Below are 24,704 nucleotides of genomic sequence, written 5' to 3'. Positions count from 1 at the left end.
AGCGTACCTGGCTACGAACCAGGCGGTCGGAGGTTCACTCTCCACAAAAGACGTCCCGCGTCCGCCACTTCCACTTCAGGAAGTGAGCAATCAACCGACGATAGTCGGTTTTTTTGTGTCTGAAATTTGGTGTGAGCTGCTTCAATTGGACAGCGTACCTGGCTACGAACCAGGCGGTCGGAGGTTCACTCTCCACAAAAGACGTCCCGCGTCCGCCACTTCCACTTCAGGAAGTGAGCAATCAACCGACGAAAGTCGGTTTTTTTGTGCCTGTAGTTTGGGATTTGTGCTTCAGCTGGATAGCGTACCTGGCTACGAACCAGGCGGTCGGAGGTTCACTCTCCACAAAAGACGTCCGCGTCCGCCACTTCCACTTCAGGAAGTGAGCAATCAACCGACGAAAGTCGGTTTTTTTGTGCCTGTAATTTAGGTAGTTGCTTCAGCTAGGTAGAGCACTTAACTGCGAACGAGGCGCTCGGAGGTTCACTCTTCACAAAAGATGTCCCACCTCCGCCACTTCTTCAAGAAGTGAGCAATCAACCGACGATAGTCGGTTTTTTTGTATCTGAAATTTAAGGTTTGCCTTGGTACGAGTGGAAACACATCCGTGTGGAGGACTCCTGACCCGTGTTATCGACTTCCAAGCCTCGCGTTCGGCAAGCTGCGACCATAACTAACCGTCAGTCTGCTTCATCCTAACTTAAATAGTTGCAAATGAGGGGGTGGCGACACACAATTCTCGCATCCTTTGTTTTTCTCAGCAGGAATTTTGTGCGCCAGCCTATATATTCTTTCCTGATACTTACTATCAGTATCATCACACTGACTTTTTCATGGCAGGTCGACGCCATTCAGGTCGGCGCCGAGCGCGGTGACAAGTATCTGCCTTTGCTAAAAGGCAAACGGGTGGGTCTGGTGGTCAACCAAAGTGCACGAGTACATGGTCAGCACTTGCTGGATTACCTGCTAGACCATCAGGTAGATGTGGCTCGGATCTTTGCTCCTGAACATGGTTTTAGGGGTGACAGGGGGGCAGGGGTTTACATTAATGATGGCAAGGATACGAAAACAGGGGTACCCATAGTCTCTTTGTATGGCGCCAATAAAAAACCAAAATCTGAACAACTCACAGACATTGATATTCTGGTGTTCGATATCCAGGATGTAGGCGTGCGTTTTTACACATACCTCAGTACGATGTTTCTGACCATGGAAGCGGCTCAGGAAAATGGCCTAAGTTACCTGGTGTTAGATCGACCAAACCCCAATATCGCCTACGTTGAGGGCCCGGTTCTGGATAATCACTTTCGCTCCTTTGTCGGCATGGTCCCGGTGCCAATTTTACATGGGATGACACTGGGTGAGCTGGCACGCATGGTCGTGGGTGAAAAGTGGCTAGCAGGCGATGGGTCACTTAATCTGACTGTGGTTCCCGTTGCACAATACAGTGCTCAGCATGATTATGTGCTGCCGATTGCACCGAGTCCCAATTTGCCCAATCAACAGGCAATTTATCTTTACCCGTCTTTGTGCCTGTTCGAGGCTACGCGTGTATCCGTGGGACGAGGAAGTGATTTTCCATTTCAGGTCTTTGGTCACGACCAAATCCAACTTGGCCCATTGGCTTTCACACCACGTGCTATCACCGGAGTAGCAGCGAACCCTAAGTTACAGGGAAAGGTCGTGTACGCTACAGATCTGCGACACTCTGAACAACGTGGGCTCTCGTTAGGCTGGTTAGTTCAGGCGCAAGCTGCTTTCGCACAACACGGTAAGGTGATGATTAACTCACCTAGCTTTTTTGACAAGCTGGCAGGAACCGATGTGGTCCGCCTGGCACTGGCACAAGGCCTAAAAGCACACCAGATAGACGCCATCTGGCAGCAGGAAGTACAGACGTTTAAGACACGCCGCCTGCCTTACCTGCTTTATGAACGATGACATGACGTTAGTCGTGGAAAATAGCACGCATATTATCATTGGCCCGGTCAATGCGGCGTTGCCAGTGCAGATTGGACTGTGCAAGAGAGACAAAAAGCGTATCTATCAGATAGCACTGAGATGCACGTGTCAGTATTGCACTGTGGCTAACGGGCTCTGTTTCTTGGACAGTGTACAGAACATGATCGGCTATTTCGCTGAGTTGAGAGTCGCCATAGCGAGTAATTGCAAACAAACGACACTCATTAAGCTTCGCTTGTTCGGCCAGCTTAAGCAATGCCTTGGTTTGCCCTGAGTTACTGATAACAAACAGTAAATCTTCTTTGCCCAGTGAAGCAATATAGCTGGCGGCGCTGTATTCATCACTGTGGCAGACTGCTGAAATGCCCACCTTTTGCAGCTTGAATGCAAAGTCTTGTGCGACAGACCATGACGCACCCTTCGCACAGATCAGTACTTTGCGTGCACTTTTTAGAACCTGTACCGTGCGTTCAAACTCTGAGCCGTTATTGAGTTTCTGCGTCGCGGTCAACGTTTTGTGCTGATTGGCGATGAGTTTTTCACTGATATCCGCCAAAGAGTCATTTTGCTCAAACTGTGTAGAGCGAGATTCCTGAGCAGATGCTTGCTCATTCAATGCGTCCACAACGGCGAGTTTGAATGCCGGGAACCCCCGGTAACCTAATTTTTGTGCAAACTTTACGACACTTGACTGGCTGACACCGGCTGCTTTAGCCAGCTCAATAGATGACAAGGTACGTATTTGAGTCCCCGAACTAAGGGTAAAGTCGGCGAGTTTTGCCTCACTTTGTGAGAGAGTTGGCCTTAATGCCTTTATTTTAATAAAAGTAGACATGCGCTTCACTTGGTAACCTGTATTTACAGAGATGTCCATATTATAGGTTCAAAGATGACAATGTGATAGATCGGAAAGATATATTATTGCGCTTTTTAATCTGGTTGGTACCTAAAAAAGTTCTTTTTGTTGCGTTTGTAAATTCAGCCGCGAAAAGCTTGGTTTTTTCCACGCAACTAATTAAGCTAACGGGTTTACAGCTTGATCTAATAATTAGTAATAGGGAACCTATGTCCTGGTATTCGATTTTACCGCCTTTGATAGCCATTGCTGTGGTGTTCTGGCGCAAAGAGGTCATTGTGGCGCTGATCCTGGCGCTGATCTCGTCAGAGTTTCTGCTCGCGCTGAACGGTGATGGCAATGCGTTATTTGCCACCTTTATTAATAGCATTGAGCGCATTGTCAGTGTGGCTACTTCTCCGGGAAACAGCCGTATCTTGCTGTTTAGTATCGTGATTGGCGCGTTGCTGGCTTACATCAGGGAGTCTGGTGGGGTCGGTGCGACGGTAAATAAGCTGCTGAATATTGGCGTCGCAAAAAGTAAGCGCCAGGTTGGTTTGTTAACTATGTTCACCGGCATGGCGGTATTTATCGAGTCAAACATGAGTGTGCTGACGTCGGGGATCGTATCCCGGGGTTTGTTTGACAAGTTCAAAATGAGCCGTGCACGCCTTGCTTATATCATAGACAGTACCAGTGCACCCGTGTGTATTCTGATTTTGCTCAACGGCTGGGGGGCTTATGTGCTGGGTTTGCTGAGCAATTATGAGCTGGAGCAGTCGGCAGTCAGTATTTTGTGGGGCAGTGTAGCCTTTAATTTTTATGCCATCATCGCTTTGCTGATTGTGTTTTACACCATTGTTTTCGACAAAGTGCACGGTCCGATGAAAGTGGCGGAGCAAGCACTGGCAAAGCAGGAGCAGGAAATTGACAAGGGCCCTGCCGCCAGTAAGGCACGTTTTATGTTAGTGCCGCTGGCAACGCTCATCATCAGTATGCTTGGCTTTATGTTGTGGACAGGTGGTGGTGAATTGGCTCAGGGCAGCGGCTCTAAGTCTGTCTTGTATGCCACGGTCCTGGCAACCGCAGTGGCTTACTTACTGCTACTCAAGGCACGTCATTTCACTCATCAACAACTGGTTGATGTGGGCTTTAAAGGCATGGGTGAACTACTGCCTTTGGTCAGTATTGTTTTGCTGTCTCTGACTTTAGGCGCAAGTCTAAAAGAGTTAGGTACTGGGGTATTTGTGGCTTCATTAGTAGGTGATTACTTACCTGTGTACTTTATAGTGCCTGTGCTGTTCTTAACCGGAGCGGTGATGTCTTTTACCACCGGTACTTCCTGGGGAACCTTCGCGATTTTGATCCCCATCGGTGTACCATTGATCCAGACTCTGGGGCTACCACCGTCGTTGGTTGTTGGTGCGATACTCAGTGGCGGAATTTTTGGTGATCATTGTTCTCCGATTTCAGACACCAGTGCGGTGTCAGCCCTGGCATCAGGGTGCGATCTGCTGGAGCACGTAAAAACTCAGCTGCCTTATGCGATGGTGGGCGGAGCGCTGGCATTGATCTGCTTCTTCATTGCCAGCGTGGTGATGGTTTAAGTTGGCCAGTCGCCAGCCGAGTCAGGCTGGCGACGTCAAGGACAAGCATACACATTACCTGGTGCAGGAATTATGGTCGTTAGATGCCCCTCTGTGTTTTTGTCCAATGCTAACATCTGACCCTGTGACAGCTCTGAAAATTCGGTTACATCTTGCAGTGCATTCAGCACCGACTGCTTAATTTCTAACAGGGTCTTACTACGGCAGTCAGCGACAAACCAGGTATCATTATCACTGTGAACCAGCCGACCATAAAAGCGTTGCTCGTTGAGCTGCTGATGCTGTTGGTCAAAGTGCTTATCAAGCGCTTGTTTTTGTTCCCGGATATGCGTGACATAATGGCCCTGTTCAACACTGTGGGTTTCGATCTGCTCATAGTCATCAAAGCTCAGAGCGTACACGGGTAATGCTGCATGTTGAGTTTGCTCCTGGGTGACCATAACAGTAGCCAATACTATGAGTGCGCCGCATGCCAGGATCCACTGGCTTCTTTGCCACCAGCTTATCTGCCTGCTGTCCGTATTTGCAGCGCGACAAATGTGTTTTAGGCGTCGTTGTTCAAATGCAGGCGGTTTGCTCTGTTTTTTGGCATGCTGATACGCTTGCCTGAGCTGCTCTGTTTGTGATTGGTCATTCATCATCTGCTCCTAATTCGTTTTTCAGCGCGGCTCGCGCATAGCGGAGTCGGGTTTTAATGGTTTCCTGTGCAGAGTTCGTAATACTGGCTATCTGCTGCAGGGAAAACCCTTCCAGTTGCAGGCTTATTGCTTCCCTTTGCGCTAAAGGTAGAGAGAGAATTGCGTTGTATAAGGGCTGATGTGAGTGCGATTCATGTTCTGTCTGAGCAGGCATGTGCTGTTCTGGGCTTTCCATATAAGCTAATTTTTTTTGTCGACGTAGCTCATCAATCAGCGCATTTCTGGCCACTTTGAACAAAAAAGCCTTGGGCGCCTGACAGGTATGATATGCCTGGCGCTTCTCAACGACCGTCAGCCAGGTTTTCTGACACACATCTTTGGCCAGTTCACTATCACTCTGGGTAAGTAAAAAGTGATATAAATCGTGGTTGTATTTGTCTATAGCCAGTTCAAGATACTTGTTCTCTCCACTCAATTTGAACGCATGTAAAGGATCAGCAGGCTCAGGTTCGGTTGCCGTCAGCCAGTTTTTTAGTGCAAGTAGCATAGGCAGTTCCTTATTGTTATTTGTGTGCCCAAGTGCACCGGGCAGATTTGCACAGGTGCACACCTTTGATATTAATTCTGGTTGAGCTTGAACTCCAGCACGACTTTTTGTCCAGGCATTGGTTGAGGCTGACCATCGACGATTTGCGGTCTGTATTTCCAGCGTTTTATCGCTTTTAACGCCTCGCGGTTGAAGATACGCTTGGGCTCTGCATTGGCAACTTGGGCGTCGATAACGGTTCCCGTTTCTGAAATTGTGAAGTGCAGTTCTACCCAGCCTTCTGTGCCATCCCGTGCGGCTACGCTCGGGTAGCGCGGCTCGACTCTCACAATGGGCGTAGCCTGCATATCCGTGGGTTGCATGGATGAGCCCATTTGTATCGGGCCAGTCTCGACAACGGGTGCACCACCCAGCCCGTTGAATGCCAATGTGGGCACTTCTGCATTCAGCGTCGGCTTAGGCGGCGCTTTAGGTGCAGGTTTAGGCGGTGGTGGCAGTGGGCGCTTGGTTTCGACTGGACTATCTTGTTTTACGTCGGGCAGAAAAATTGGCGTATACGTGATCTGGTCTTGCTCAAACGCCAGATCCTGACTGATTAGGTACTGCATAAAAGCAAACGCCGCAAAGGTGACGCCACAGGCGCCCAGAAACGACAGTAAAACCTTGTTTAGAGTTTGAAAAGGACGAGGGGACTGCTGTGCTAAAAATTGACCGTTCATAGACATGCTCCTTGATGATTTATCTATAAAACGGTACTGAGGTCAAAAAGGGGTGAACTAGTTCGCGTTTTTTTTTCCGATTACGTTAGAATGCGCAAAATAACGAAACAGATTTACCTGACAATCAGATCATCATAAGAGACTGAGCCTCGTTTTATGACATGATCGGCATGAAGTTTTACGGTATGTGGGAGAAAAGATGCAACTACTGGATATAGATAAGACACGTTACAGAAAACACCTGAACATAGTGATCGCAGCCTGCATTGTCGCTCTGGTGGTGGGCAGCTTAGGGTTTGCCCGGATTTTGATTGTTGCCTTTCCGGATCCCGATGGGAGTCATTTTCATTGGAACCTGACAGGGGTGGTGCTGACGTGTGTGATAATCGCTGCAGTGCTTAAACAGGTCCAGCATCATCCGTTTATGTATGAAGTGAACTATGTCTGGCAACTTAAGCAAGCGCTCAATAAAGTCACCCGGAAAATGGCAAAGGTAAAAACAGCAGCGCAACAAGGCGATGCAGATGCCATGCTAGCAATGCAGTTTAGTTACAGTGGTTCACGCCAGTTGTGGCAGCTGGATGATAATACGCTGACTATGGAAGAGTTGGGTATTTGGCAGGCGGAGCTTGATGCGCTGACTAAACAGTATCAGGTGACGCTAGACTTAGCTCGCTATGACGCTTCTTTATTGGAAAAGTTCTAGTCTGAATGAGGGCAAACAGAAAAGCATTATAGCGGCACAAACATTTTAGCTGGAATAGAAAGTGAAGTTGTTGCGAGATGTTTTTTTGATGCTGTACATGGCAACATCGGCGCACTCTACCAGGCCTTTCAGGTTTTCTGCATGCTGAGGAAAATGAGCAATGCCGATACTGGCACCCACTGCCAGCTCTGTGTGGCCGTCGCGGTGCTCAAAGGACATAGGTTGATTAATTGATTCTAGCAGGGTTTGGGCAAGACGAGTGAGGTCTTGTTGTGTAATGTCCAATCGTGCCACCAAAAATTCATCGCCTCCCCAGCGGCATACTAAGTCGGTTGAACCCATGGCACCAGACAGCTGGTTGGCGATGTGCTTGAGCAGCGCATCTCCGGCATTATGGCCGTAAACGTCATTAATGGGCTTAAATTTATCAAGATCGATCAGCATCAGGCTAAAGGTGTATTGGTTGTCTATCCAGTCCAACAGCTGAAGTTCCGCGCCGTAGCGGTTATAGAGTCCCGTCAGACTGTCCCGCTGAGCACGTTTGTTAAGCTGATTCAACATGGTTTTACGCAACGTAATGTCGGCAAGAAACACCTGAAAGTACCATTTACCATCGCTAAGGGTGTTGAGCATGATAATACTAAGCCATACGGTTGACTGAGTCAGGGGGTTGATGAACTCAAATTCAGACTGCATTACTTGCTTTTGCTTGATACTGTTTTCGGTAAAGGTGTAAAGGATATCAGGGGTTTTACAATATAGTCCCAGATTCTCCGGAAAACGTTCGTCTACATCAACACCCATACCCACAAGCAAATCTTTGGCTGCGTCGTTAATTAACAAAATGTCCCCCTCATCTTTGACGAGCAAGGTGGGAGAGGAGGACTGTTCAAACATCAGCCTAAAGCGTTTCTCGAGCTCTACGACCTCAGCCCTTAAGCTTCGCTCCTGCTCAAATAAGGTTTCCGCTTTATCCAGCAGGCTATTGATACCAAGTTCAATGCGGCCAATCTCATTGTGACAAGCGTGTTTGTCAACCAGCAAGCGCTGTGCGCTGCCGGGTAGGATCTTGGCCAGCTGCCTGCCTAGCTGGTTCAGAGGCCGTGTTACTTGCCAGTATACCAGAGCTGTTAGTAAGAGAATGATGGGCAGGATCACGACGAGCATAGTTCTTACGCCACCTAATGCAATGTTACGGGCATTTTGCTCGATGATCTGTGTGTTGGGTGCAATATGGATAGTGCCAATATTCTCAGATAAAATGAAGGGATTAACGAGGTTGATCTGGATACTACCCGGACCACTGTGCAATATGCTCTTGGCCAATAAGGTATCTTTACTAACCAGCGCTGCGGACAGAATAATATCGTTGCTGACCAAGCCATTAACAACTTCAGTGGCTAAATCTTTGTCTTCCAGATAAGCGGCAATTGATGCTGTTGAGGACACCGTTTTTCCTATCTGCATAACGGTCCCACTCGATCGGGCAAGTTCTTCTTCAAAAACATGTCGATAATATAGCTTGGCGTAGATCACACTGAACAGCAGTGTCATTAGACTCAGTAACAGGGTTAGCCGTGTGATCAAACTATGTTTATTGAACAAAACGATACACCACTTTGACGTCCTCTGTTAGTGCCGTCTCAGGCACATAACCTATTGCATCTGGTGTAGATGCCACCGCTTTAAGTATAGCCTCGATTGACTGATACGCCCGTGGAAAAGAGGCTTTACCACTAAATTTTACCTGTGACCAATATGCGTTTATCTGACTCATGGGGCGACCCGTGAGGGTCGTTAGAAACTCAACACGTAATGGATGGCCTTGGTCATAATCCAGAACCGTGGCCAGAGTGCCATCCGGGAAAGCCGCGTATTTACCCATATAAAGGTCAATTAATTGATATTGAGACAGCTGCTGATTGGGATTATCACGATGCACAATGACAACCAATGAGTCGTTAGCTTTCGCCGTGCAGGTAATCAACAATAGAAAGCATAAAACTATGTGCACAAGTATGAACTGCATTAGAACACCCAATTCAGACTCAGCCCCAGAGACTGGAAGTCGTTATCATGATTTACAGCAGATAGCCCCTTATGAAGATAGAATGCCGATGGCAGTTGCTTGACTTGGGTATGGTCCAGTTGAATTTTCGCAGCCAGTGTCGACGTTAAGCTGCGGCGCCAACTGACAGACCAGGTATGCTGGTCTATCAAATAGAAGTTGGTATGTCTGATCACGCCTTGATAGAGGTCAGTGAGCTGGGCCGTGTTAAACAAAGGCCCGGGATCAACGCGATTATTAGATTTTGCCGCACTGAAAGTAAGCAGCCAGGTATCATCATCGGCGTGCATCCCCAGGCTGATGTAGCCAGCTTTCAGATGGTTGAGTACCTCCGATTCTGAGTTGATATAGGAGAGCTCACTTTGCATTACCCAATCACTATCGTCGTACTTGGCACCGAGTGTAAAGTAATTAAATCGCTTTCCTTTTATCTGAAGCGAATCAATTAATGCTTGCCGTGTTGGCCAGATTGCCTGCGGTATTTGCTGTAACGCGCTCAGCAGTAGTTTTTGTTGTTCATTGGTATTACCGGCTTTGGTTGTCGTGTAGTTGGTGCGCAACAACCAATTTTCTGTCTGCGCAGATAGGCTTAAGCCATAGATCGAGTCCAATTCGACATCCCACATAAAGTCATCGTCGCTGATTATCGGTGCGCTCGACTTTCCGCCAAAGAACTTGTAGGTCAGGACGCTTTCCTCGAGTGGGTATGTGTAAGTAATATCGATGCCATCGAGATTTTGATGTGGCACCACCGCGTAAAACTCGGTCGGAGGGTGACCGTAATTGAAGGCATAGCCAATATCCCGAAATTCCGTCATCATGTACAGGTCAAGGCCGGTGCGACCAATACGAAGTTGCCAGTTAGGCGTTAAGGTATAACGAGCAAAGGCCATTTGAACAAGATAATCAAGTTTGTACTCTTTACGTTCTTTTAACACGGTCTGCGCAACCCATTGTAGTTGCGAAGAAGATTGCCACTCGAATTGTACGCCAATAGATGAATTAGCTAAGCTGGGTTCGCCCAGATAACTGGCATCAGGCTGAGAGATCACGTGTCTGATCCCAGCAGTTTGGGAGTTGCTGATGTTGATGTCCAGGGTGGCAAAACCACTTACTTTGACGTCATTAGCCAGAGCCGGTACTGAGAGGCCCCAGGCTAAGTATAAAAACATCACAATTTTCGAGCGCATCAGTTACCATTAAGATATTATTTCAGTAGAAATGCACTAGTGCGAGCGACACTGAGCAGTTCTTAATAGCCTAGCGCTGTTCGGTGTATTTGCCAGTATTTAGTCTGAGGACTTGTAAGTGGGTGGCATTGCCACCATATAGTCAGTTACAGTATTTTTTGTGATATTATCACACTTTTACAATTAGGTATTTTGTAGTCGTGGCACAAGTAAGAGCAAGAGTTGAGCTGAATGTTGGGCAGCGTAGTCATATCCCCGCAGAAATCGTCTCATTTGAAGGGTTAAAAGATGGCCAGGAGCATGTTGCCCTGGTGTTTAATCGTGCCGACAGCGAGCAGTCAGTGCCACTGATCAGAATGCATTCTGAGTGCCTGACTGGTGATGTTTTTCACTCATCACGATGTGATTGTGGCGAGCAGCTAAACGAGAGCATTGAAGCCATGCACCAGCAAGGAGGTGTGTTGCTATACTTGCGCCAGGAAGGCAGGGGGATTGGGCTGTATAACAAGATTGATGCTTATGTTTTGCAGTCGCAAGGTATGAATACCTATGAAGCAAACAATCACCTTGGGTTTGCTGATGATTTACGGGACTTTTCAGATGCGGTATTGATGCTGCAGGCATTGGGCCTGGATCATGTTCGCCTGATGACAAATAACCCCCGTAAGCTCAATGCGCTAAGAGAGGCTGGGATCCAGGTTGAAGAAGTTGTGGGCACCCACGCGCATGTCAAAGTGGGTGTTGCCGGGAACCGCAATTATTTGGAAACTAAGGTAAAACATGGCTCGCACATGCTTGATATTAAAAAGATCAAGAAGCAGGATGAAATATAAGCCTGTGCTATGGTACTGGTCGGTTGAGTTTCCCGATTGACCAGTCTCGGCTCTCTTGCCAGCCAATAGCGAGTTGAAATTTCCCCAGTCTGATCTTTTAAGTCTTTCTATGACCCAGTATAATCGACTTGTTTCACAACGAATTGATGAATATGCCAACAGAATTTAAAACGTTTACCGCAGGGTTTGGTTTGCAATGGCTTAAAGCCGGATGGATTATTTTTAAATCTCAACCCGTAACCTTCGTAATGATGTACCTGCTCATGGTTGTTGTGAGCCTGGTGCCTTTTGTCTTTCCTCCATTACAGCTGGTTGCTGTCTTAGCATCCCCGTTTTTTACTGCTGGCTTTTATCTGACGGTGGTGAAAAAACAGCAGGGTCAGAACATTACATTGGCCGATATTTTGGCTCCGTTCTCTACTAAAGGGCGGCGACTTAATCTCTTTCGATTTGGTTTGTACCAAATGGGGGTGGCACTGCTTTTGAGCGCCTTGCTGAGTGTTTTATTTGGCCCTGCGCTGGAAATGCTACAAAATGTTGATGGACAGAGCGAGCAAGCTGATGTGTTTGCGCAAGTACTCTCACAGATAACATTTGCGGATGTGGCTATTTTCGTCATGGTGCAATCAATCGCTATGATGGCGTTTGCTTATGCGCTGCCTCTCGTTTTCTTTCGAGGGGAGGTGAGCATTATTCGAGCCATGAAACAGTCATTAACTGTGTTTTATCGCAATATGGCACCTTTGACGGTATTTGGTGCAGTGGTGGCCATGTTAATGTTGTTGTGCATCCCCATGTCTTTAGTGCCGCTGATTGTAGTGATGCCGATTGCTTACATTGGATTTTTCGTTTCATTTCAAGCGATTGTATCTTCCTCTGAACCTCCTGCACCCTCTGATGATGCATCGCCTCAGTCACAAACACACAGTGGCCGGTTTGATGCCTAATGAATGAACAACAGGAACATGAAAAAAAGCTAAAGAATTACGCTCTTTGGCTGTTATCCCGTCAGGAGTATTCTCGGCAGTTACTGGCTCAGAAGTTACGAGCAAAAGATGGCGAAGAAGCGTATATTACGCGTTTGCTTGACTGGCTTGAGTCGCTTGGTTATCTGGACGATAAGCGCTATTGCGCGAGTTTCTTGTCCCAGCAAGTGGCCAAGGGCCTTGGCGAAAAACGTGTTATGATGGACGCGCAACGCAAAGGTGTCGATAAATCATATTTACAACACTTAATAGAAGAACAAGAAGTCGACTGGTTTAGCGTGGCCTTGCGTGCCTACGAAAAAAAATACAGCCGCTCGACAAATCAATTGGATTATAAAGAGAAGTCAAAACGAGTTCGCTACATGATGTCGCGCGGATTCCGTTATGACGAAATAGATTATGCTATCGAGGCATACTCACAGGGTGAGTAATGCCTGTCACTACAGCAGCAAAAAAGGGTAATGAGCACATGCAGCAGATGACGACCGCACAGATAAGGCAGAGCTTTCTAGATTACTTTGCCAAACAACAACACCAGGTGGTGCCTTCAAGTTCACTGATCCCGGGTAATGACGCCACGTTGCTATTTACCAATGCCGGGATGGTGCAGTTTAAAGACGTGTTTCTGGGCGGTGAGAAACGTCCTTACAACCGCGCGACCAGCTCACAGCGCTGTGTGCGTGCCGGGGGTAAACACAACGACCTGGAAAATGTAGGTTACACTGCGCGTCACCACACCTTTTTCGAAATGCTGGGTAACTTCAGCTTTGGCGATTACTTTAAAAAAGATGCCATTCGTTTTGCCTGGGAGTTTTTAACAGAAGAGATCAAGCTTCCCAAAGAAAAGTTGTTGGTCACTGTCTATCATGACGACCAGGAGGCTTATGATATCTGGGCAAAAGATATGGGTGTACCGGAAGATAAAATCATCCGTATCGCCACCTCGGATAACTTCTGGTCAATGGGTGACACAGGTCCATGTGGCCCTTGTTCGGAAATTTTCTATGACCATGGTGAGGAAATTTGGGGGGGACCTCCGGGCTCACCTGAAGAAGACGGCGACCGTTTTATTGAGATATGGAACCTGGTCTTTATGCAGTACAACCGTCACGCCGACGGCACGATGGAGCCACTGCCCAAACAGTCGGTTGATACCGGTATGGGTCTTGAGCGTATTTCTGCGATCATGCAGGGGGTGCACTCCAACTACGAGATTGACTTATTCCAGGCTTTGATTGCTGCTGCGGCTAAAGTAACTGGTGCGCAGGATCTCGAAGACAAATCACTGCGCGTTATCGCGGACCATATTCGCTCTTGTGCCTTTTTGATTGCCGATGGGGTGATGCCATCTAACGAAGGGCGCGGTTATGTACTGCGTCGTATCATTCGTCGTGCAGTGCGTCACGGTAATAAGCTGGGTGCTAAAGGCGCATTCTTCTATCAGCTGGTCAGTGCGCTGAGCGAGCAAATGGGTGACGCATACCCTGAGCTGGTTAAACAAGGTGCGATCATTGAAAAAGTCCTGCGTATCGAAGAAGAGCAGTTTGGCAAAACACTCGACCGTGGTCTGGCTATCCTTGAAGAGCACCTGGCCTCACTCGAAGGCGATGTGATCCCGGGTGATGTAGTATTTAAGCTCTATGATACCTATGGGTTCCCGGCTGATTTGACCGCGGATGTGGCTCGTGAGCGTTTTATGACCATCGATGAGCGCGGCTTTAAAGACTGCATGGAAACTCAGCGTAAAATGGCGCAGCAGGCTGGTAAATTTGGTGCCGACTATAACGAGCAGCTGAAATCTGAAAAATCGTCAGACTTTAAGGGCTACGATGCCACTCACTACACCGGTACTGTGGTGGAACTGTTCAAAGAAGGTCAGTCTGTTTCAGTACTTGAAGACGGTGAAACGGGTATTGTGGTACTGGATCGCACGCCGTTTTACGCCGAATCAGGTGGTCAGGTTGGCGATACCGGTAGTCTGAAAGTTGCGGCGGGTGAGTTTGTTGTCACAGATACGCAAAAGCTGGGTAACGCGATTGCGCATCACGGTCAGGTTACAGGCCGTATTGGCGTGAATGACAAAGCGGATGCTCAAGTGGATTCAGCGCGCCGTGAAGATATCAAGAAAAACCACACAGCCACTCACATTTTACACGAAGCATTGCGCCAGGCGCTGGGCGAGCATGTTGCTCAGAAAGGTTCATTGGTGATGGCAGACAAGCTGCGCTTTGACTTTTCTCATTTCGAAGGGGTGAGCAAAGTCCAACTGCGTGAGATTGAAGATGCCGTAAATGCTCAGATCCGCACTAACTTCGCACTCAATACTGAGTTAATGGACATAGATGCAGCCAAAGAAAAAGGTGCCATGGCACTGTTTGGCGAAAAATACGACGACGAAGTGCGCGTAGTCTCGATTGGCGATTACTCTATCGAGCTGTGTGGTGGTACACACGTGTCTCGCGCCGGTGATATAGGTTTGTTCAAGATCGTCTCTGAGGGCGGTATTGCAGCGGGCGTGCGCCGTATTGAAGCGGTAACCGGTGCTGAAGCCATTAATTACGTAGCCAATCAGGAGCAAACCCTGGCTGAGATAGCGGCACTGGTAAAAGGTGATAACAGCAGCGCGTTGGATAAAGTTGCGGCACTGATTGAAAAAGCCAAGGGCCTTGAAAAGCAGGTGTCTCAGTTGAACGATAAGCTGGCCAGTGCTGCGGGAGCCTCACTACTGGAGTCGGCGACAGACATCAACGGCATTAAAGTGCTGGTTGCGAATGTGGCAGGTACCGAGTCTAAAGCACTGCGTGGCATGGTTGATGACCTGAAAAACAAGATGGGCTCAGGCGTTATCGCACTGGGTGTGGCCAACGGCGACAAAGTCAGCCTGATCGCCGGTGTAACCAAAGACTTGGTTGGCCGTGTGAAAGCGGGTGAGCTGGTTAATCATATGGCTGCTCAGGTAGGTGGTAAAGGCGGTGGCCGTCCGGATATGGCGCAGGCAGGCGGTTCTGAGCCACAAAACCTTGATGCTGCACTGGCCAGTGTTCCAGCATGGCTGACTGAAAAAACTCAGTAACACGTGGCCCTTATTGTTCAAAAGTTTGGTGGCACTTCGGTGGGGTCCATTGACCGTATCGAAGCGGTCGCCGACTTAGTGGTCAAAACCCGACAGGCTGGCCACCAAGTGGTGGTTGTATTGTCTGCGATGTCTGGTGAAACCAATCGCCTGGTTGAACTGGCCAAACAGATAGATGCTCAGCCCAGCCCCAGAGAACTCGACGTTTTGCTAACCACGGGCGAACAGGTGTCAATTGCTTTACTGGCGATGGCTATTATCAAACGTGGCCACTCTGCCATCAGCATGCTGGCCGAGCAGGTGGGTATTTATACTGACAATATGTTTGGCCGGGCGCGTATCACACATATCAAGACGGCTCGCCTGCGTCAGGAGTTAGAGCAGCATCATATTAGTATTATTGCAGGCTTTCAGGGGCGCGATCAGGAAGGCAATATTACCACTTTGGGCCGGGGGGGAACGGATACCAGCGCGGTTGAAATTGCTGCCGCACTCGGCGCGGATGAATGCCAGATATACACCGATGTCGATGGGGTCTATACCTGTGACCCCCGTATAGAACCCAAAGCGCGACGTATGACTCAGATCACCTTCGAGGAGATGCTGGAACTGGCTAGCTTAGGTGCTAAGGTGTTGCAGATACGCTCAGTTGAGGCCGCGGGACGTTATAAATTACCGCTGCGAGTTTTATCTTCCTTCAAGCCAGATGCCGGGACCTTGATAAACTACGAGGACAACCCCATGAATAATAAAGTGGTATCAGGGATTGCCCATCAGAAAGACGAGTGTCTACTGATAATCAGGCAGGTACCTGATGGCCCAGCAACCTTGGCTGCAATCTTGTCACTTTTTGGCGAATATGCCATAGAAGTGGACATGATCAGCCAAATGAATCAACAGACTGACAAAATAGACTATGCTTTAACTGTGCATAGCAATGATCATCTGCAGGCGCTGGATGTGCTCAGGACGCATCAGCAAACGTTTGGGGCAGTTGAAATCGTCAGTAATTCAGCGGTTGCAAAAATATCAGCAGTTGGGGTGGGGTTAAAATCGCATTCTGCGAATGTTGGAACATTCTTTTCTGCGCTGGCAGCAGAGAATATTTCACCCTTATTAGTTGCAACCTCAGAAATAAAGATTTCAGTATTAATCGATGAGCGATATCTTGAGTTAGCAGTACGTGCTCTGCATGACGCTTTTAAACTGGAAAGTGACGAATAAGCAATAATTTTGCTTACTTTTACGGAAACTTTTCATTAAAATGAACAAGACGCGGAATCTTTTAAATTTTGGAATAACAGGAGCAAGAGAATGCTAATTCTAACTCGCCGTGTAGGCGAAACTCTAATGATAGGTGATGAAGTAACTGTAACCGTATTAGGTGTTAAAGGAAATCAAGTTCGTATTGGCGTTAACGCCCCTAAAGATGTTTCTGTACACCGTGAAGAGATCTACATGCGTATTCAGGCTGAGAAGTCTAACCCGACAACGGGTAATATGTAAGACAAGGCCATTCCCGGCGTCCATGCCCGGTAGAATTCGAGAAAGTAGCCACTCAGTCGTGGCTATTTTTTTTGCTTAAAATAAAATTCAATGCGTCTTTGGACATAGCTTCTTTTGAGATGTATTGATTTGTGCCCGCTCGCACCAAGACCACCCCTAATTCCGTTTCCGCGATCTCATTCACATCTTCCCAGCGTATCTGATATGACTTGTACGGATTGGTTGCTGTGATCCCCTGCTCATCAATTTCCAGTGTTATTTTACTCCCACTAGCACGGGTGACCATTTGTCTTGCTACCCACCAAGGGCGCCTGTAATAGTGTGCAATACACTCTAAAACTGCCAGTAGAATCAAAAAGTTGCCTAGGTAGGCGTTGTCGAGACCATAAATCGCAACACAGCCCAGAATGAATAAGAACGCGACCAGGGCGTACTTAGGCTTGCTCACATTGCTGTACGGCAGGGATTGATCAAAACATTCACGAAAGTAATTTTTATCCAGTGTAAATTCGCAGCGAAACACAAATAAAACTCCAGTTATTTCATCTTTGTATTATACCCCGAATTCACCTGCGTGAGCGACTTTACGTAAACTGCAGATTGCTTATTGCAGTAAATGTTAATAATCAAAAAAACACGCGCTCTTGGTCATACCAATTTCATGTTTCCGTTCTGGGATATTGCCTTAGTGAATATTTTTTATGCCATCTCTCTATTTCTGCCAAGTATCTTGACTATTTTTCATATTTATTTCGCTGTTTTCATTAAATATTCATTTGGAATATTGTAACAGATTGAATTTGTGTGTTTATTTTAATTGGTAATACCAATTTACATGCGAGTTTACAAAGCGACCTTTTTTGCTATGATGATTGCATAAATATCTATAAATTGTGGCTATCTATTGTATCTGCATGATGTCACGTAAAAAATGTTAACAACAAGGGGAGAGCAGAGATGGACATTACAGCCTTACTGGCTCAGGCCGCCAACTTAATGCTTACCGGCATGGTTGGGGTATTCGTATTTTTGTCTATTTTGATCATCGCAGTGAAAGGGTTATCCAGGTTTGCTGCTCCGGCAGAACAGGCACCACCAAGTTCGCGGGTATCGAAATCAACGCCGACGAGTGGAGAACAGGTACCCAGTGAGCATCTGGCAGCTATCAGTGCTGCGATTTCACAATACCGCAATCAGCACTTCCAATCAGAAAAATAATGAAGGGGTCCTTTATGTCACAGCTCAAACTAACAGAACTGGTACTGCGCGATGCACATCAGTCGTTATTAGCCACTCGTATGCGTCTGGAGGATATGCTGCCAATTGCTGAGAAATTGGATCAGATTGGTTACTGGTCTGTTGAATCCTGGGGAGGGGCTACTTTTGATGCATGTATACGGTATTTGGGGGAAGATCCCTGGTATCGGATCCGCGCTCTAAAAGAGGCGATGCCGAATACCAAGCAGCAGATGCTGTTACGGGGCCAGAACTTACTGGGATATCGGCATTATGCTGACGATGTTGTTGAGAAGTTTGTTGAGCGTGCGCATCACAATGGTGTGGATGTATTCCGAATTTTTGATGCCATGAATGATGTGCGCAACCTAGAAACCGCCATTCGCGCTGCTATCAAAGTGGGGGCGCATGCGCAGGGCACAATCTCATACACTGTTAGTCCGGTGCATACTCTGGATATGTGGCTTACACAAGCCAAACAGCTGGAGCAAATGGGGTGCCATTCAATCTGTATCAAAGACATGGCGGGTTTACTTAAACCTTATGATGCCGAAGTGTTGATCCGTGAACTGAAAAACACGGTGTCTGTTCCAATCGCTATGCAATGTCATGCTACCACGGGTCTGAGTACCGCAACGTACCAAAAAGCAGTGGATGCAGGCATCGATATGCTGGATACCGCCATCTCGTCCATGAGTATGACTTATGGTCACAGTGCGACAGAGACACTAGTCTCTATTGTCGAGGGCACCGAGCGGGATACCGGACTGGATCTATTGCAACTTGAGGAAATAGCAGCCTATTTCCGTGATGTTCGTAAAAAGTACGCAGCCTTTGAAGGCAGCCTAAAAGGGGTTGATGGGCGTATTTTATCGGCGCAAGTTCCGGGAGGTATGCTCACCAACATGGAAAACCAGCTCAAAGAGCAAGGCGCCGGAGATCGCCTGGATGAGGTGCTTAAGGAAATCCCATCTGTACGTCAAGATTTGGGCTTTTTGCCGTTGGTGACACCGACTTCTCAAATCGTCGGAACTCAGGCGGTACTGAATGTGCTGACAGGAGAGCGATACAAAACCATCACCAAAGAAACCGCGGGTGTCCTCAAAGGTGAGTACGGGAAAACACCCGCACCGGTCGACCAAGCTTTGCAGCAGCGAGTACTTGATGGTGCGGATGCGATCACCTGCCGCCCGGCAGATCTAATTGAGCCGGAGTTGGCGCAGCTTAAATCAGATTTACTTGAGAAGGCAAGCAGCCTGTCGCTGAATCTCAGTGAAGCCGTGGTTGATGATGTACTCACCTATGCCTTGTTTCCTCAAATTGGCCTGAAGTTTCTACAAAACCGCAATAACCCTGACGCATTCGAGCCTAAACCTGAATTGGTACAGAGCGAATCTGCAGCATTAAAACCGACACGGTCAAAGTCGGCACAAGAGCGCTATAGTGTCCAGGTCGATGGCAAAATGTACAATGTAGTAGTAGCACCTGGTGGTGAATTACAGGAAGTCGCGGTGAAGGACAGCGAGCTAATGCCACAATCGGCATCGGTTAGCAGTGGTGAAACGTTAAACGCACCGCTGGCGGGCAATATTTTTAAACTACATGCCCGGCGTGGGGATGTGGTAGAGCAGGGCGATCTGGTGTTGATTATGGAGGCGATGAAGATGGAAACCGAAGTGCGGGCGACCCACAGCGGTAAAATTGCCGATATCCTGGTCAATGAAGGCGACTCTGTGTCGGCTGGCGATGCCATCGTAGAGCTGGCTTAGGGGGTGTTCGATGGATGGACTATTAAACCTGTGGTCAGCGACTGGGCTGGCCAACCTGACTTTTCCCGCGCTGGCCATGATAGCGGTCGGCTGTGGGCTGCTGTATCTGGCAATTGCAAAAAGGTTTGAGCCGTTATTATTGGTGCCGATTGGTTTTGGTGCCATTCTGACCAATATTCCGGTTGCGGGTCTGGCCGATCCGGGTGGCCTGCTCTATTACGTTTACTACATAGGCATAGACAGTGGTGTGTTTCCATTACTGATCTTTATGGGTGTCGGTGCACTGACGGATTTTAGTGCCTTAATTGCCAATCCCAGAATGCTGTTGTTGGGGGCGGCTGCCCAGTTTGGTATTTTTGCTACTTTGTTTGGTGCCATCTTACTAAACTATGTACCCGGCTTTGAGTTTACCCTGCAAGATGCCTCTGCGATTGCCATTATCGGTGGTGCTGACGGTCCGACTGCAATTTTCCTTGCATCGCGTCTATCTCCGGAATTGCTCGGGGCTATTGCGGTTGCAGCATATTCGTATATGGCACTGGTACCGATTATTCAGCCGCCTATTATGCGTCTACTGACTACAGAAGAGGAGCGCAATATTGCGATGCCGCAATTAAGAGCAGTCTCAAAGCAGGAGAAGATCCTGTTTCCACTGGGTGTTCTGGCACTGACTCTGTTATTCCTGCCAGCTGCAACCCCACTGGTTGGGATGTTTTGTCTGGGCAACCTGATGAAAGAATCAGGGGTGGTTGATCGTCTGAGTAATTCTGCACAGAACGAAATCATTAATATTACAACCATTTTCCTTGGATTAGCGGTGGGCTCAAAGTTGGCGGCAGATCAGTTTCTGACCGTAGAGACCATAGGGATCCTGTTACTGGGTGCTGTTGCCTTTAGTATAGGCACAGCATCTGGCGTCTACATGGCGAAGATGATGAATCGCTTTGCGGGAGACAGCCCGATCAATCCACTTGTAGGAGCTGCTGGGGTATCTGCTGTACCTATGGCTGCCCGGGTTGTAAATAAGGTTGGCCTGGAAAGCAATCCACACAACTTTTTATTAATGCATGCAATGGGACCCAATGTGGCAGGCGTGCTTGGCAGTGCCGTTGCCGCAGGTATTTTGCTTGCACTCGTCGGTTAACACTCTCCAACCTATTGCGCGAAGTACTGCTTCGCGCTTTTTTCTCTCCTGTGATACCAGCTTTACTTAATACCAGGTCAATTTGAAGGAGCAAATATGACGCGAACGGTGTTAAAAATTTCTCATTTAGACCCTTTGCCTAAAGTATTCGCTCGCAAATATTTGTCTCGTCTGCACAGGCTCAGGTGCCTCAGCGATAACAGAACGCGTGAGCGGTGCTATCGACCCTATTTTCTTGCCTCAAAATAGAACACTTAATTAAGCAAGTTGGTATCAACTGACCTAATGCTTGGCAAAGCAGGTACGGCTGTGGCATGGTAACGCCACCAACATAAGGAGCGCGTAGTTATGAATGTTCTGTTAATTTTAGGCAGCCTGATAGTCGCCTTGCTGATCCTGATCCCACTGCTCGAGAAGTATCAAAGCCGCATGGGGCTGGATAAAATGCAGAAGTACGGTAAGTATATTTTACCACTGGTAATGGCTTCTCTCGTGATCCGCCTGATTTACGATATGGTTCAGGGTTAGCGGTGTGTACTCAGCATCAAGCCGCTGAGTACACTGGTTATGATTAATCGACCTGTGACTGCAAGTAACGCTGAATAAACTCTGTTGCTTGCTGGTATTCTGTTTCCAGTGCATCACGCAAGTAGATCAGTTCATCACTGGTTAGCTCTTCGTCTTTACCGCGTTGTTCGAACTGAGTGGCCATCTCAGCGACACGATGTGCCCCAATGGTCTTTGATATAGATTTGAGCTGATGACAGGCTTCGACAATCTCTTCCTGACTCATAGAAATAACCGCACCATTAATATCTCTGGCGAGCTCACTACTTTGCTCGAGGTACATTCGAAAAAACCGCAATCGTTTGTTGGCGTCATGGTTGACATACTTATCCAGCTGCGCCAAATCAATCGGCTCCTCCGACGCGGTTTGAGCGGTTTCTTCTTTGGCGCTGGACTCCTCTGCCGCTGTGCTCTCAACCACTGGGTCAACATGCTGCTCGACAGTGTCCGCCTCTGTATTTTGAGGCTGTGGCTGTTGCTTTTCAGTTGGAGCGCTTGGTTCCTGAACAGGCGTACTTACTGACTCAACGGCCGGGGCTTTGGGTTCACTCACCTGTTCTTTTTTCTCTGCGAGTGACTGCTTTTGTGTCGCCCCCGTAGATTGCTGCCAAGTGTCCAACGTTGCCTCAAGTACATTGAGTTCAACTGGCTTAGTAATGTAATCATTCATGCCGGCAGCCAGACAGCGATCGCGTTCACCCTTCAGGGCGTTAGCTGTAATTGCAATAATATAAGGTTGGGCATTGATGTCTTCTGCTTGCTCAGCTTCTTCACGGATCTTAGCAACCATGTCGTAGCCGGACATTTTTGGCATGTGAAGGTCAGTGAGAATAATGGGGTAGTGGGACTGCTGCCAGCGGGCCAGGCCTTCTTCACCATTTTCAGCGACTTCAACACCATAGCCTAGCAAATGTAGCTGATCGGTCAGTACCTGCTGATTCAGTATATTGTCTTCAACCAGCAACACCAATTTATTGGCAGCTCTGGCATCTTCGACATTAAGATACTTGTTCAATGAGCGCGAAGGCTTGAGTTTTTTAGGCTGATGAAGACCTGCGGCGACCAGTACGGCTGTCATAAAGCTGGATTTGCATAAAGGTGCAGCGTTGAGATAGAAGATGCGGTCGTGGTTGAGTGCCGGCTCATCCATAGTGCTAAGCACAATGACTTGCTGATTGTTGTGTTCGATTGAGTAGAGTAAATCGCGCAGCTGGCCATTCACTTTGTCCATGCCATCCAGGCCGTCCAGCACCCAGATCACATCACTGTCGTACTGATACTCACTGAGCTCGTCAGCCTCTTTTAGTACTACAGTGTCCGCGCCCATAAAGGACAGGTAACGGCCGACAATGTTACGGCGAGCCTGGGCATGGGTCAGCACTACAACTCTTTGGCTATTCAGTACCGCTTTATTTGCATAGGCTATCTTTCCTTTGACGCTAAACGGCAGTTCTACTACAAATTCACTGCCCATACCGATGTCAGAACTAACGTGAATGGACCCCAGCATCAGCTCAACTAAGCTTTTACAGATTGACAAGCCCAAGCCTGTGCCACCGTATTCGCGGGTAATAGAGCCCTCCGCTTGAATGAAGGGGTTAAAAATTTCTCTAAGCTGCGCCTGGGTCATGCCCTTTCCGTTATCTGTGACGGTAAAGCGCAAGGTGTAGTGCTCTGATGTATTCTGCGCTACTTCCACCGCAATTTTAACAAAGCCGCGTCTTGCGTCGTCTGAGGTCGTGAACTTAATCGCGTTGCTACACAGGTTGTATAGCACCTGGCGAACACGGACCGCATCACCTACCAGGTTATTGGGGATATCAGGTGCAACAGACAGTTGCAGATCCAGTTTACGCTTTCTTGCAACGGATGAGAGAACGCGTGCGACTTCTTCAATAGTCTCCGCCACAGAAAACGCGCTATTGTCCATTTGAAGTTTACCTGCTTCAATTTTAGAAAAGTCGAGAATGTCGTCGAGTATACCCAGTAACGAGAAAGCGGAATCACGGATAATGGTGGTCAGACGGTGTTGTGCCCCGTCCAAATCAGTCTGACGCAGCAGATCAATGGTGCCAATGACACCATTCATGGGGGTTCTTATCTCGTGACTCATGGTGGCGAGGAAAGTCGTTTTTGCTTCACTGGCACGTTCGGCATTTAAAGTGGCTTTTTCTAATGCCAGTGTTCTGGCCTGAACTTCAGATTCCAAGCTGGTTTGCAGCTGTTTTAACTCCCTTTGTGCAGCCTGGTTGCCCTGAATAATATCACGGATCTGATTGATCAGCTGGTTGATACCAACGGCTGTTTTTGACAGGCCGAAGCTTAGTTTCTCTGTAACATGAATATCGTAAGACTTCTGGTCCAGCAGATGCTGCAGTTCTTCGTTGAGTTCGGTCAGGTCTTTACTCAGGCGGCCGATGATTTGGCGTTTCAGAAACAGGCCAAAGGCGATGGTCAGGATTAAAGCACAAGCGGCCAACAACATGCTGGTCACAGGCGTTGCGCTCGAGACAGTCTGCGGTGGGGCGTATCGTAAAATCAGTTCTCCAACAGGCAAGTCATCCAACACCAGAGGCTGATGTACAACGAGTTCTCCACCCTGATCTACTTTGGTTTGTCGCTTGATGGGGGCAATACTCTGTTCATTACTTTGATACACCAGGCTAGGTTGCCCTATACCACTGTCACTATATAGGTAGAGTTCTATATCCGGATTACTGGCTTCAAATGCTGAGAGTATCTGCTTGGCATAGTTATACCCAAGCTTCATCATTGCGTGTGACAATGGCGTTGAGATATCTTTAGCTAGCAAAACAAGATCGGGTCGCGAGGCGGAATCTGCTTTATCCTGGTTTTTACTTGGCCATGTAAAAGCAGCGGCCGCCGAGATAGCTGCAATAATGATAGTAACGACGATAAATAGAGGCACAAACCCCTTTATATTCGTATGAGACGAGTTTTCCATTATATGATTCCGAACCCAACTTTTGTGCTATGTTTCTTTGTTGGTTGCAATCCTACCACCTATAGTGGATGAATTCTCCCCGTTTTTACCTAAGGTAAGTGATAAAAGCAGCTTACAAAGGGCTTTAAATTGCCAAATAAAGCGGGAAATTTAATCGATTAAACGTGTTTTGTCGGAATAGTGTTCAGTCAAACACGGAGTTTAAAAAAAAAGTTGACTTAACAAGGCAAAACCCGTTTAATACGCCGCACGCCCAGATAGCTCAGTCGGTAGAGCAGAGGATTGAAAATCCTCGTGTCGGTGGTTCGATTCCGCCTCTGGGCACCATTTTTAAAGGTGCGCCGACTTAGCTC

Annotated in this window: 22 protein-coding genes and 1 tRNA gene; 14 read left to right on the top strand and 9 right to left on the bottom strand. The window is 47.8% G+C overall.

Annotated elements, in window-relative coordinates:
* Positions 1 to 771 precede the first annotated feature (771 nt).
* Positions 772 to 1,941: an exo-beta-N-acetylmuramidase NamZ family protein gene (locus tag CWB98_RS21055; RefSeq protein ID WP_249364731.1), complete on the top strand. Its 1,170-nt coding sequence runs from the start codon at positions 772 to 774 to the stop codon at positions 1,939 to 1,941.
* A 7-nt stretch (positions 1,942 to 1,948) separates the two neighbouring features.
* Here the strand turns inward: CWB98_RS21055 and CWB98_RS21050 are convergent, their stop codons facing one another.
* Positions 1,949 to 2,797, bottom strand: coding sequence for a MurR/RpiR family transcriptional regulator (locus tag CWB98_RS21050; protein ID WP_138546605.1), 849 nt, complete (start codon positions 2,795 to 2,797; stop codon positions 1,949 to 1,951).
* 230 nt (positions 2,798 to 3,027) lie between these two features.
* Here CWB98_RS21050 and CWB98_RS21045 point away from each other — a divergent pair, with 230 nt between their 5' ends.
* Positions 3,028 to 4,404, top strand: coding sequence for a Na+/H+ antiporter NhaC family protein (locus CWB98_RS21045; protein WP_138546604.1), 1,377 nt, complete (start codon positions 3,028 to 3,030; stop codon positions 4,402 to 4,404).
* A 35-nt stretch (positions 4,405 to 4,439) separates the two neighbouring features.
* Here the strand turns inward: CWB98_RS21045 and CWB98_RS21040 are convergent, their stop codons facing one another.
* The 3 genes from CWB98_RS21040 to CWB98_RS21030 form a co-directional block, all read right to left on the bottom strand.
* Positions 4,440 to 5,045, bottom strand: a complete 606-nt coding sequence (locus CWB98_RS21040) for a hypothetical protein (RefSeq protein WP_171045713.1) — start codon at positions 5,043 to 5,045, stop codon at positions 4,440 to 4,442.
* Positions 5,035 to 5,589 (bottom strand): RNA polymerase sigma factor, encoded by a 555-nt coding sequence (locus CWB98_RS21035; RefSeq protein WP_138546602.1) that lies wholly within the window; start codon positions 5,587 to 5,589, stop codon positions 5,035 to 5,037. The genes CWB98_RS21040 and CWB98_RS21035 overlap by 11 nt, the downstream gene beginning before the upstream one ends.
* 71 nt (positions 5,590 to 5,660) lie before the next feature.
* Positions 5,661 to 6,308, bottom strand: a complete 648-nt coding sequence (locus CWB98_RS21030; RefSeq protein WP_138546601.1) for an energy transducer TonB — start codon at positions 6,306 to 6,308, stop codon at positions 5,661 to 5,663.
* A 199-nt stretch (positions 6,309 to 6,507) separates the two neighbouring features.
* Between CWB98_RS21030 and CWB98_RS21025 the strand changes: the two genes are divergently transcribed.
* The gene (locus CWB98_RS21025; protein ID WP_138546600.1) at positions 6,508 to 7,014 is read left to right on the top strand and encodes a DUF3087 domain-containing protein; all 507 of its coding nucleotides are present in this window, start codon (positions 6,508 to 6,510) and stop codon (positions 7,012 to 7,014) included.
* Between the two features lie 45 nt (positions 7,015 to 7,059).
* Here the strand turns inward: CWB98_RS21025 and CWB98_RS21020 are convergent, their stop codons facing one another.
* The 3 genes from CWB98_RS21020 to CWB98_RS21010 are packed head-to-tail and all read right to left on the bottom strand — an operon-like array spanning position 7,060 to position 10,272.
* Positions 7,060 to 8,568, bottom strand: a complete 1,509-nt coding sequence (locus CWB98_RS21020; RefSeq protein WP_138546599.1) for a GGDEF domain-containing protein — start codon at positions 8,566 to 8,568, stop codon at positions 7,060 to 7,062.
* Between the two features lie 40 nt (positions 8,569 to 8,608).
* Complete coding sequence (locus tag CWB98_RS21015) at positions 8,609 to 9,043, bottom strand: hypothetical protein (protein WP_212751154.1); 435 nt, start codon at positions 9,041 to 9,043, stop codon at positions 8,609 to 8,611.
* Entirely contained in the window at positions 9,043 to 10,272 is a 1,230-nt protein-coding gene (locus CWB98_RS21010) for a hypothetical protein (protein WP_138546598.1), read from the bottom strand. The genes CWB98_RS21015 and CWB98_RS21010 overlap by 1 nt, the downstream gene beginning before the upstream one ends.
* A gap of 200 nt (positions 10,273 to 10,472) precedes the next feature.
* On the opposite strand from CWB98_RS21010, the gene CWB98_RS21005 reads away from it, so the two are divergent.
* From CWB98_RS21005 to csrA, 6 genes are all read left to right on the top strand, one after another.
* On the top strand, positions 10,473 to 11,105 hold the full coding sequence (locus tag CWB98_RS21005) for a GTP cyclohydrolase II (protein WP_138546597.1): 633 nt from the start codon (positions 10,473 to 10,475) through the stop codon (positions 11,103 to 11,105).
* 152 nt (positions 11,106 to 11,257) lie between these two features.
* Positions 11,258 to 12,052 carry a BPSS1780 family membrane protein gene (locus tag CWB98_RS21000; protein ID WP_138546596.1) on the top strand — a complete coding sequence of 265 codons (795 nt, stop codon included), beginning with the start codon at positions 11,258 to 11,260 and terminating at the stop codon, positions 12,050 to 12,052.
* Positions 12,052 to 12,522 (top strand): regulatory protein RecX, encoded by a 471-nt coding sequence (locus tag CWB98_RS20995; protein ID WP_138546595.1) that lies wholly within the window; start codon positions 12,052 to 12,054, stop codon positions 12,520 to 12,522. The genes CWB98_RS21000 and CWB98_RS20995 overlap by 1 nt, the downstream gene beginning before the upstream one ends.
* 38 nt (positions 12,523 to 12,560) lie before the next feature.
* A complete protein-coding gene (gene alaS / locus CWB98_RS20990) occupies positions 12,561 to 15,164 on the top strand; it encodes an alanine--tRNA ligase (RefSeq protein WP_138546607.1) in 2,604 nt (867 codons plus the stop codon).
* A gap of 3 nt (positions 15,165 to 15,167) precedes the next feature.
* The gene (locus CWB98_RS20985; RefSeq protein ID WP_138546594.1) at positions 15,168 to 16,388 is read left to right on the top strand and encodes an aspartate kinase; all 1,221 of its coding nucleotides are present in this window, start codon (positions 15,168 to 15,170) and stop codon (positions 16,386 to 16,388) included.
* A gap of 90 nt (positions 16,389 to 16,478) precedes the next feature.
* Complete coding sequence (gene csrA / locus CWB98_RS20980; protein ID WP_010386837.1) at positions 16,479 to 16,670, top strand: carbon storage regulator CsrA; 192 nt, start codon at positions 16,479 to 16,481, stop codon at positions 16,668 to 16,670.
* Positions 16,671 to 16,722: 52 nt separating this feature from the next.
* On the opposite strand, the gene CWB98_RS20975 is transcribed toward csrA, so the two are convergent.
* Positions 16,723 to 17,193, bottom strand: coding sequence for a YcxB family protein (locus CWB98_RS20975; RefSeq protein ID WP_138546593.1), 471 nt, complete (start codon positions 17,191 to 17,193; stop codon positions 16,723 to 16,725).
* A 434-nt stretch (positions 17,194 to 17,627) separates the two neighbouring features.
* Here CWB98_RS20975 and CWB98_RS20970 point away from each other — a divergent pair, with 434 nt between their 5' ends.
* From CWB98_RS20970 to CWB98_RS20950, 4 genes are all read left to right on the top strand, one after another.
* The gene (locus CWB98_RS20970) at positions 17,628 to 17,888 is read left to right on the top strand and encodes an OadG family protein (RefSeq protein WP_138546592.1); all 261 of its coding nucleotides are present in this window, start codon (positions 17,628 to 17,630) and stop codon (positions 17,886 to 17,888) included.
* 14 nt (positions 17,889 to 17,902) lie between these two features.
* Positions 17,903 to 19,675, top strand: a complete 1,773-nt coding sequence (oadA, locus tag CWB98_RS20965) for a sodium-extruding oxaloacetate decarboxylase subunit alpha (protein ID WP_138546591.1) — start codon at positions 17,903 to 17,905, stop codon at positions 19,673 to 19,675.
* A gap of 10 nt (positions 19,676 to 19,685) precedes the next feature.
* On the top strand, positions 19,686 to 20,819 hold the full coding sequence (locus tag CWB98_RS20960) for a sodium ion-translocating decarboxylase subunit beta (RefSeq protein ID WP_138546590.1): 1,134 nt from the start codon (positions 19,686 to 19,688) through the stop codon (positions 20,817 to 20,819).
* Positions 20,820 to 21,167: 348 nt separating this feature from the next.
* The gene (locus CWB98_RS20950; RefSeq protein ID WP_138546589.1) at positions 21,168 to 21,347 is read left to right on the top strand and encodes a hypothetical protein; all 180 of its coding nucleotides are present in this window, start codon (positions 21,168 to 21,170) and stop codon (positions 21,345 to 21,347) included.
* A gap of 43 nt (positions 21,348 to 21,390) precedes the next feature.
* Here CWB98_RS20950 and CWB98_RS20945 read toward each other — a convergent pair whose 3' ends face one another.
* Positions 21,391 to 24,351: a hybrid sensor histidine kinase/response regulator gene (locus CWB98_RS20945; protein WP_138546588.1), complete on the bottom strand. Its 2,961-nt coding sequence runs from the start codon at positions 24,349 to 24,351 to the stop codon at positions 21,391 to 21,393.
* Positions 24,352 to 24,602: 251 nt separating this feature from the next.
* Here CWB98_RS20945 and CWB98_RS20940 point away from each other — a divergent pair.
* A tRNA-Phe gene (locus CWB98_RS20940) sits at positions 24,603 to 24,678 on the top strand.
* The last annotated feature ends 26 nt before the right edge of the window (positions 24,679 to 24,704 follow it).

Source organism: Pseudoalteromonas rubra, from assembly GCF_005887115.1.
GTDB classification, from domain to species: Bacteria; Pseudomonadota; Gammaproteobacteria; order Enterobacterales; family Alteromonadaceae; genus Pseudoalteromonas; species Pseudoalteromonas rubra_F.
Note: the sequence above shows the minus strand (reverse complement) of the source record. Positions and strands in the feature narration are given on the sequence as shown.

Excerpts from the sequence above, each read along its gene's own strand:
- oadA (WP_138546591.1), top strand. The coding sequence starts at position 17,903 with ATGTCACAGCTCAAACTAACAGAACTGGTACTGCGCGATGCACATCAG.
- CWB98_RS21035 (WP_138546602.1), bottom strand. The coding sequence starts at position 5,589 with ATGCTACTTGCACTAAAAAACTGGCTGACGGCAACCGAACCTGAGCCT.
- CWB98_RS20945 (WP_138546588.1), bottom strand. The coding sequence starts at position 24,351 with ATGGAAAACTCGTCTCATACGAATATAAAGGGGTTTGTGCCTCTATTT.
- CWB98_RS21050 (WP_138546605.1), bottom strand. The coding sequence starts at position 2,797 with ATGTCTACTTTTATTAAAATAAAGGCATTAAGGCCAACTCTCTCACAA.
- CWB98_RS21010 (WP_138546598.1), bottom strand. The coding sequence starts at position 10,272 with ATGCGCTCGAAAATTGTGATGTTTTTATACTTAGCCTGGGGCCTCTCA.
- CWB98_RS21045 (WP_138546604.1), top strand. The coding sequence starts at position 3,028 with ATGTCCTGGTATTCGATTTTACCGCCTTTGATAGCCATTGCTGTGGTG.
- CWB98_RS21015 (WP_212751154.1), bottom strand. The coding sequence starts at position 9,043 with ATGCAGTTCATACTTGTGCACATAGTTTTATGCTTTCTATTGTTGATT.
- CWB98_RS21000 (WP_138546596.1), top strand. The coding sequence starts at position 11,258 with ATGCCAACAGAATTTAAAACGTTTACCGCAGGGTTTGGTTTGCAATGG.
- CWB98_RS20995 (WP_138546595.1), top strand. The coding sequence starts at position 12,052 with ATGAATGAACAACAGGAACATGAAAAAAAGCTAAAGAATTACGCTCTT.
- csrA (WP_010386837.1), top strand. The coding sequence starts at position 16,479 with ATGCTAATTCTAACTCGCCGTGTAGGCGAAACTCTAATGATAGGTGAT.
- CWB98_RS21030 (WP_138546601.1), bottom strand. The coding sequence starts at position 6,308 with ATGAACGGTCAATTTTTAGCACAGCAGTCCCCTCGTCCTTTTCAAACT.
- CWB98_RS21025 (WP_138546600.1), top strand. The coding sequence starts at position 6,508 with ATGCAACTACTGGATATAGATAAGACACGTTACAGAAAACACCTGAAC.
- CWB98_RS20950 (WP_138546589.1), top strand. The coding sequence starts at position 21,168 with ATGAATGTTCTGTTAATTTTAGGCAGCCTGATAGTCGCCTTGCTGATC.
- CWB98_RS20970 (WP_138546592.1), top strand. The coding sequence starts at position 17,628 with ATGGACATTACAGCCTTACTGGCTCAGGCCGCCAACTTAATGCTTACC.
- CWB98_RS21020 (WP_138546599.1), bottom strand. The coding sequence starts at position 8,568 with ATGACACTGCTGTTCAGTGTGATCTACGCCAAGCTATATTATCGACAT.
- alaS (WP_138546607.1), top strand. The coding sequence starts at position 12,561 with ATGCAGCAGATGACGACCGCACAGATAAGGCAGAGCTTTCTAGATTAC.
- CWB98_RS20960 (WP_138546590.1), top strand. The coding sequence starts at position 19,686 with ATGGATGGACTATTAAACCTGTGGTCAGCGACTGGGCTGGCCAACCTG.
- CWB98_RS21040 (WP_171045713.1), bottom strand. The coding sequence starts at position 5,045 with ATGATGAATGACCAATCACAAACAGAGCAGCTCAGGCAAGCGTATCAG.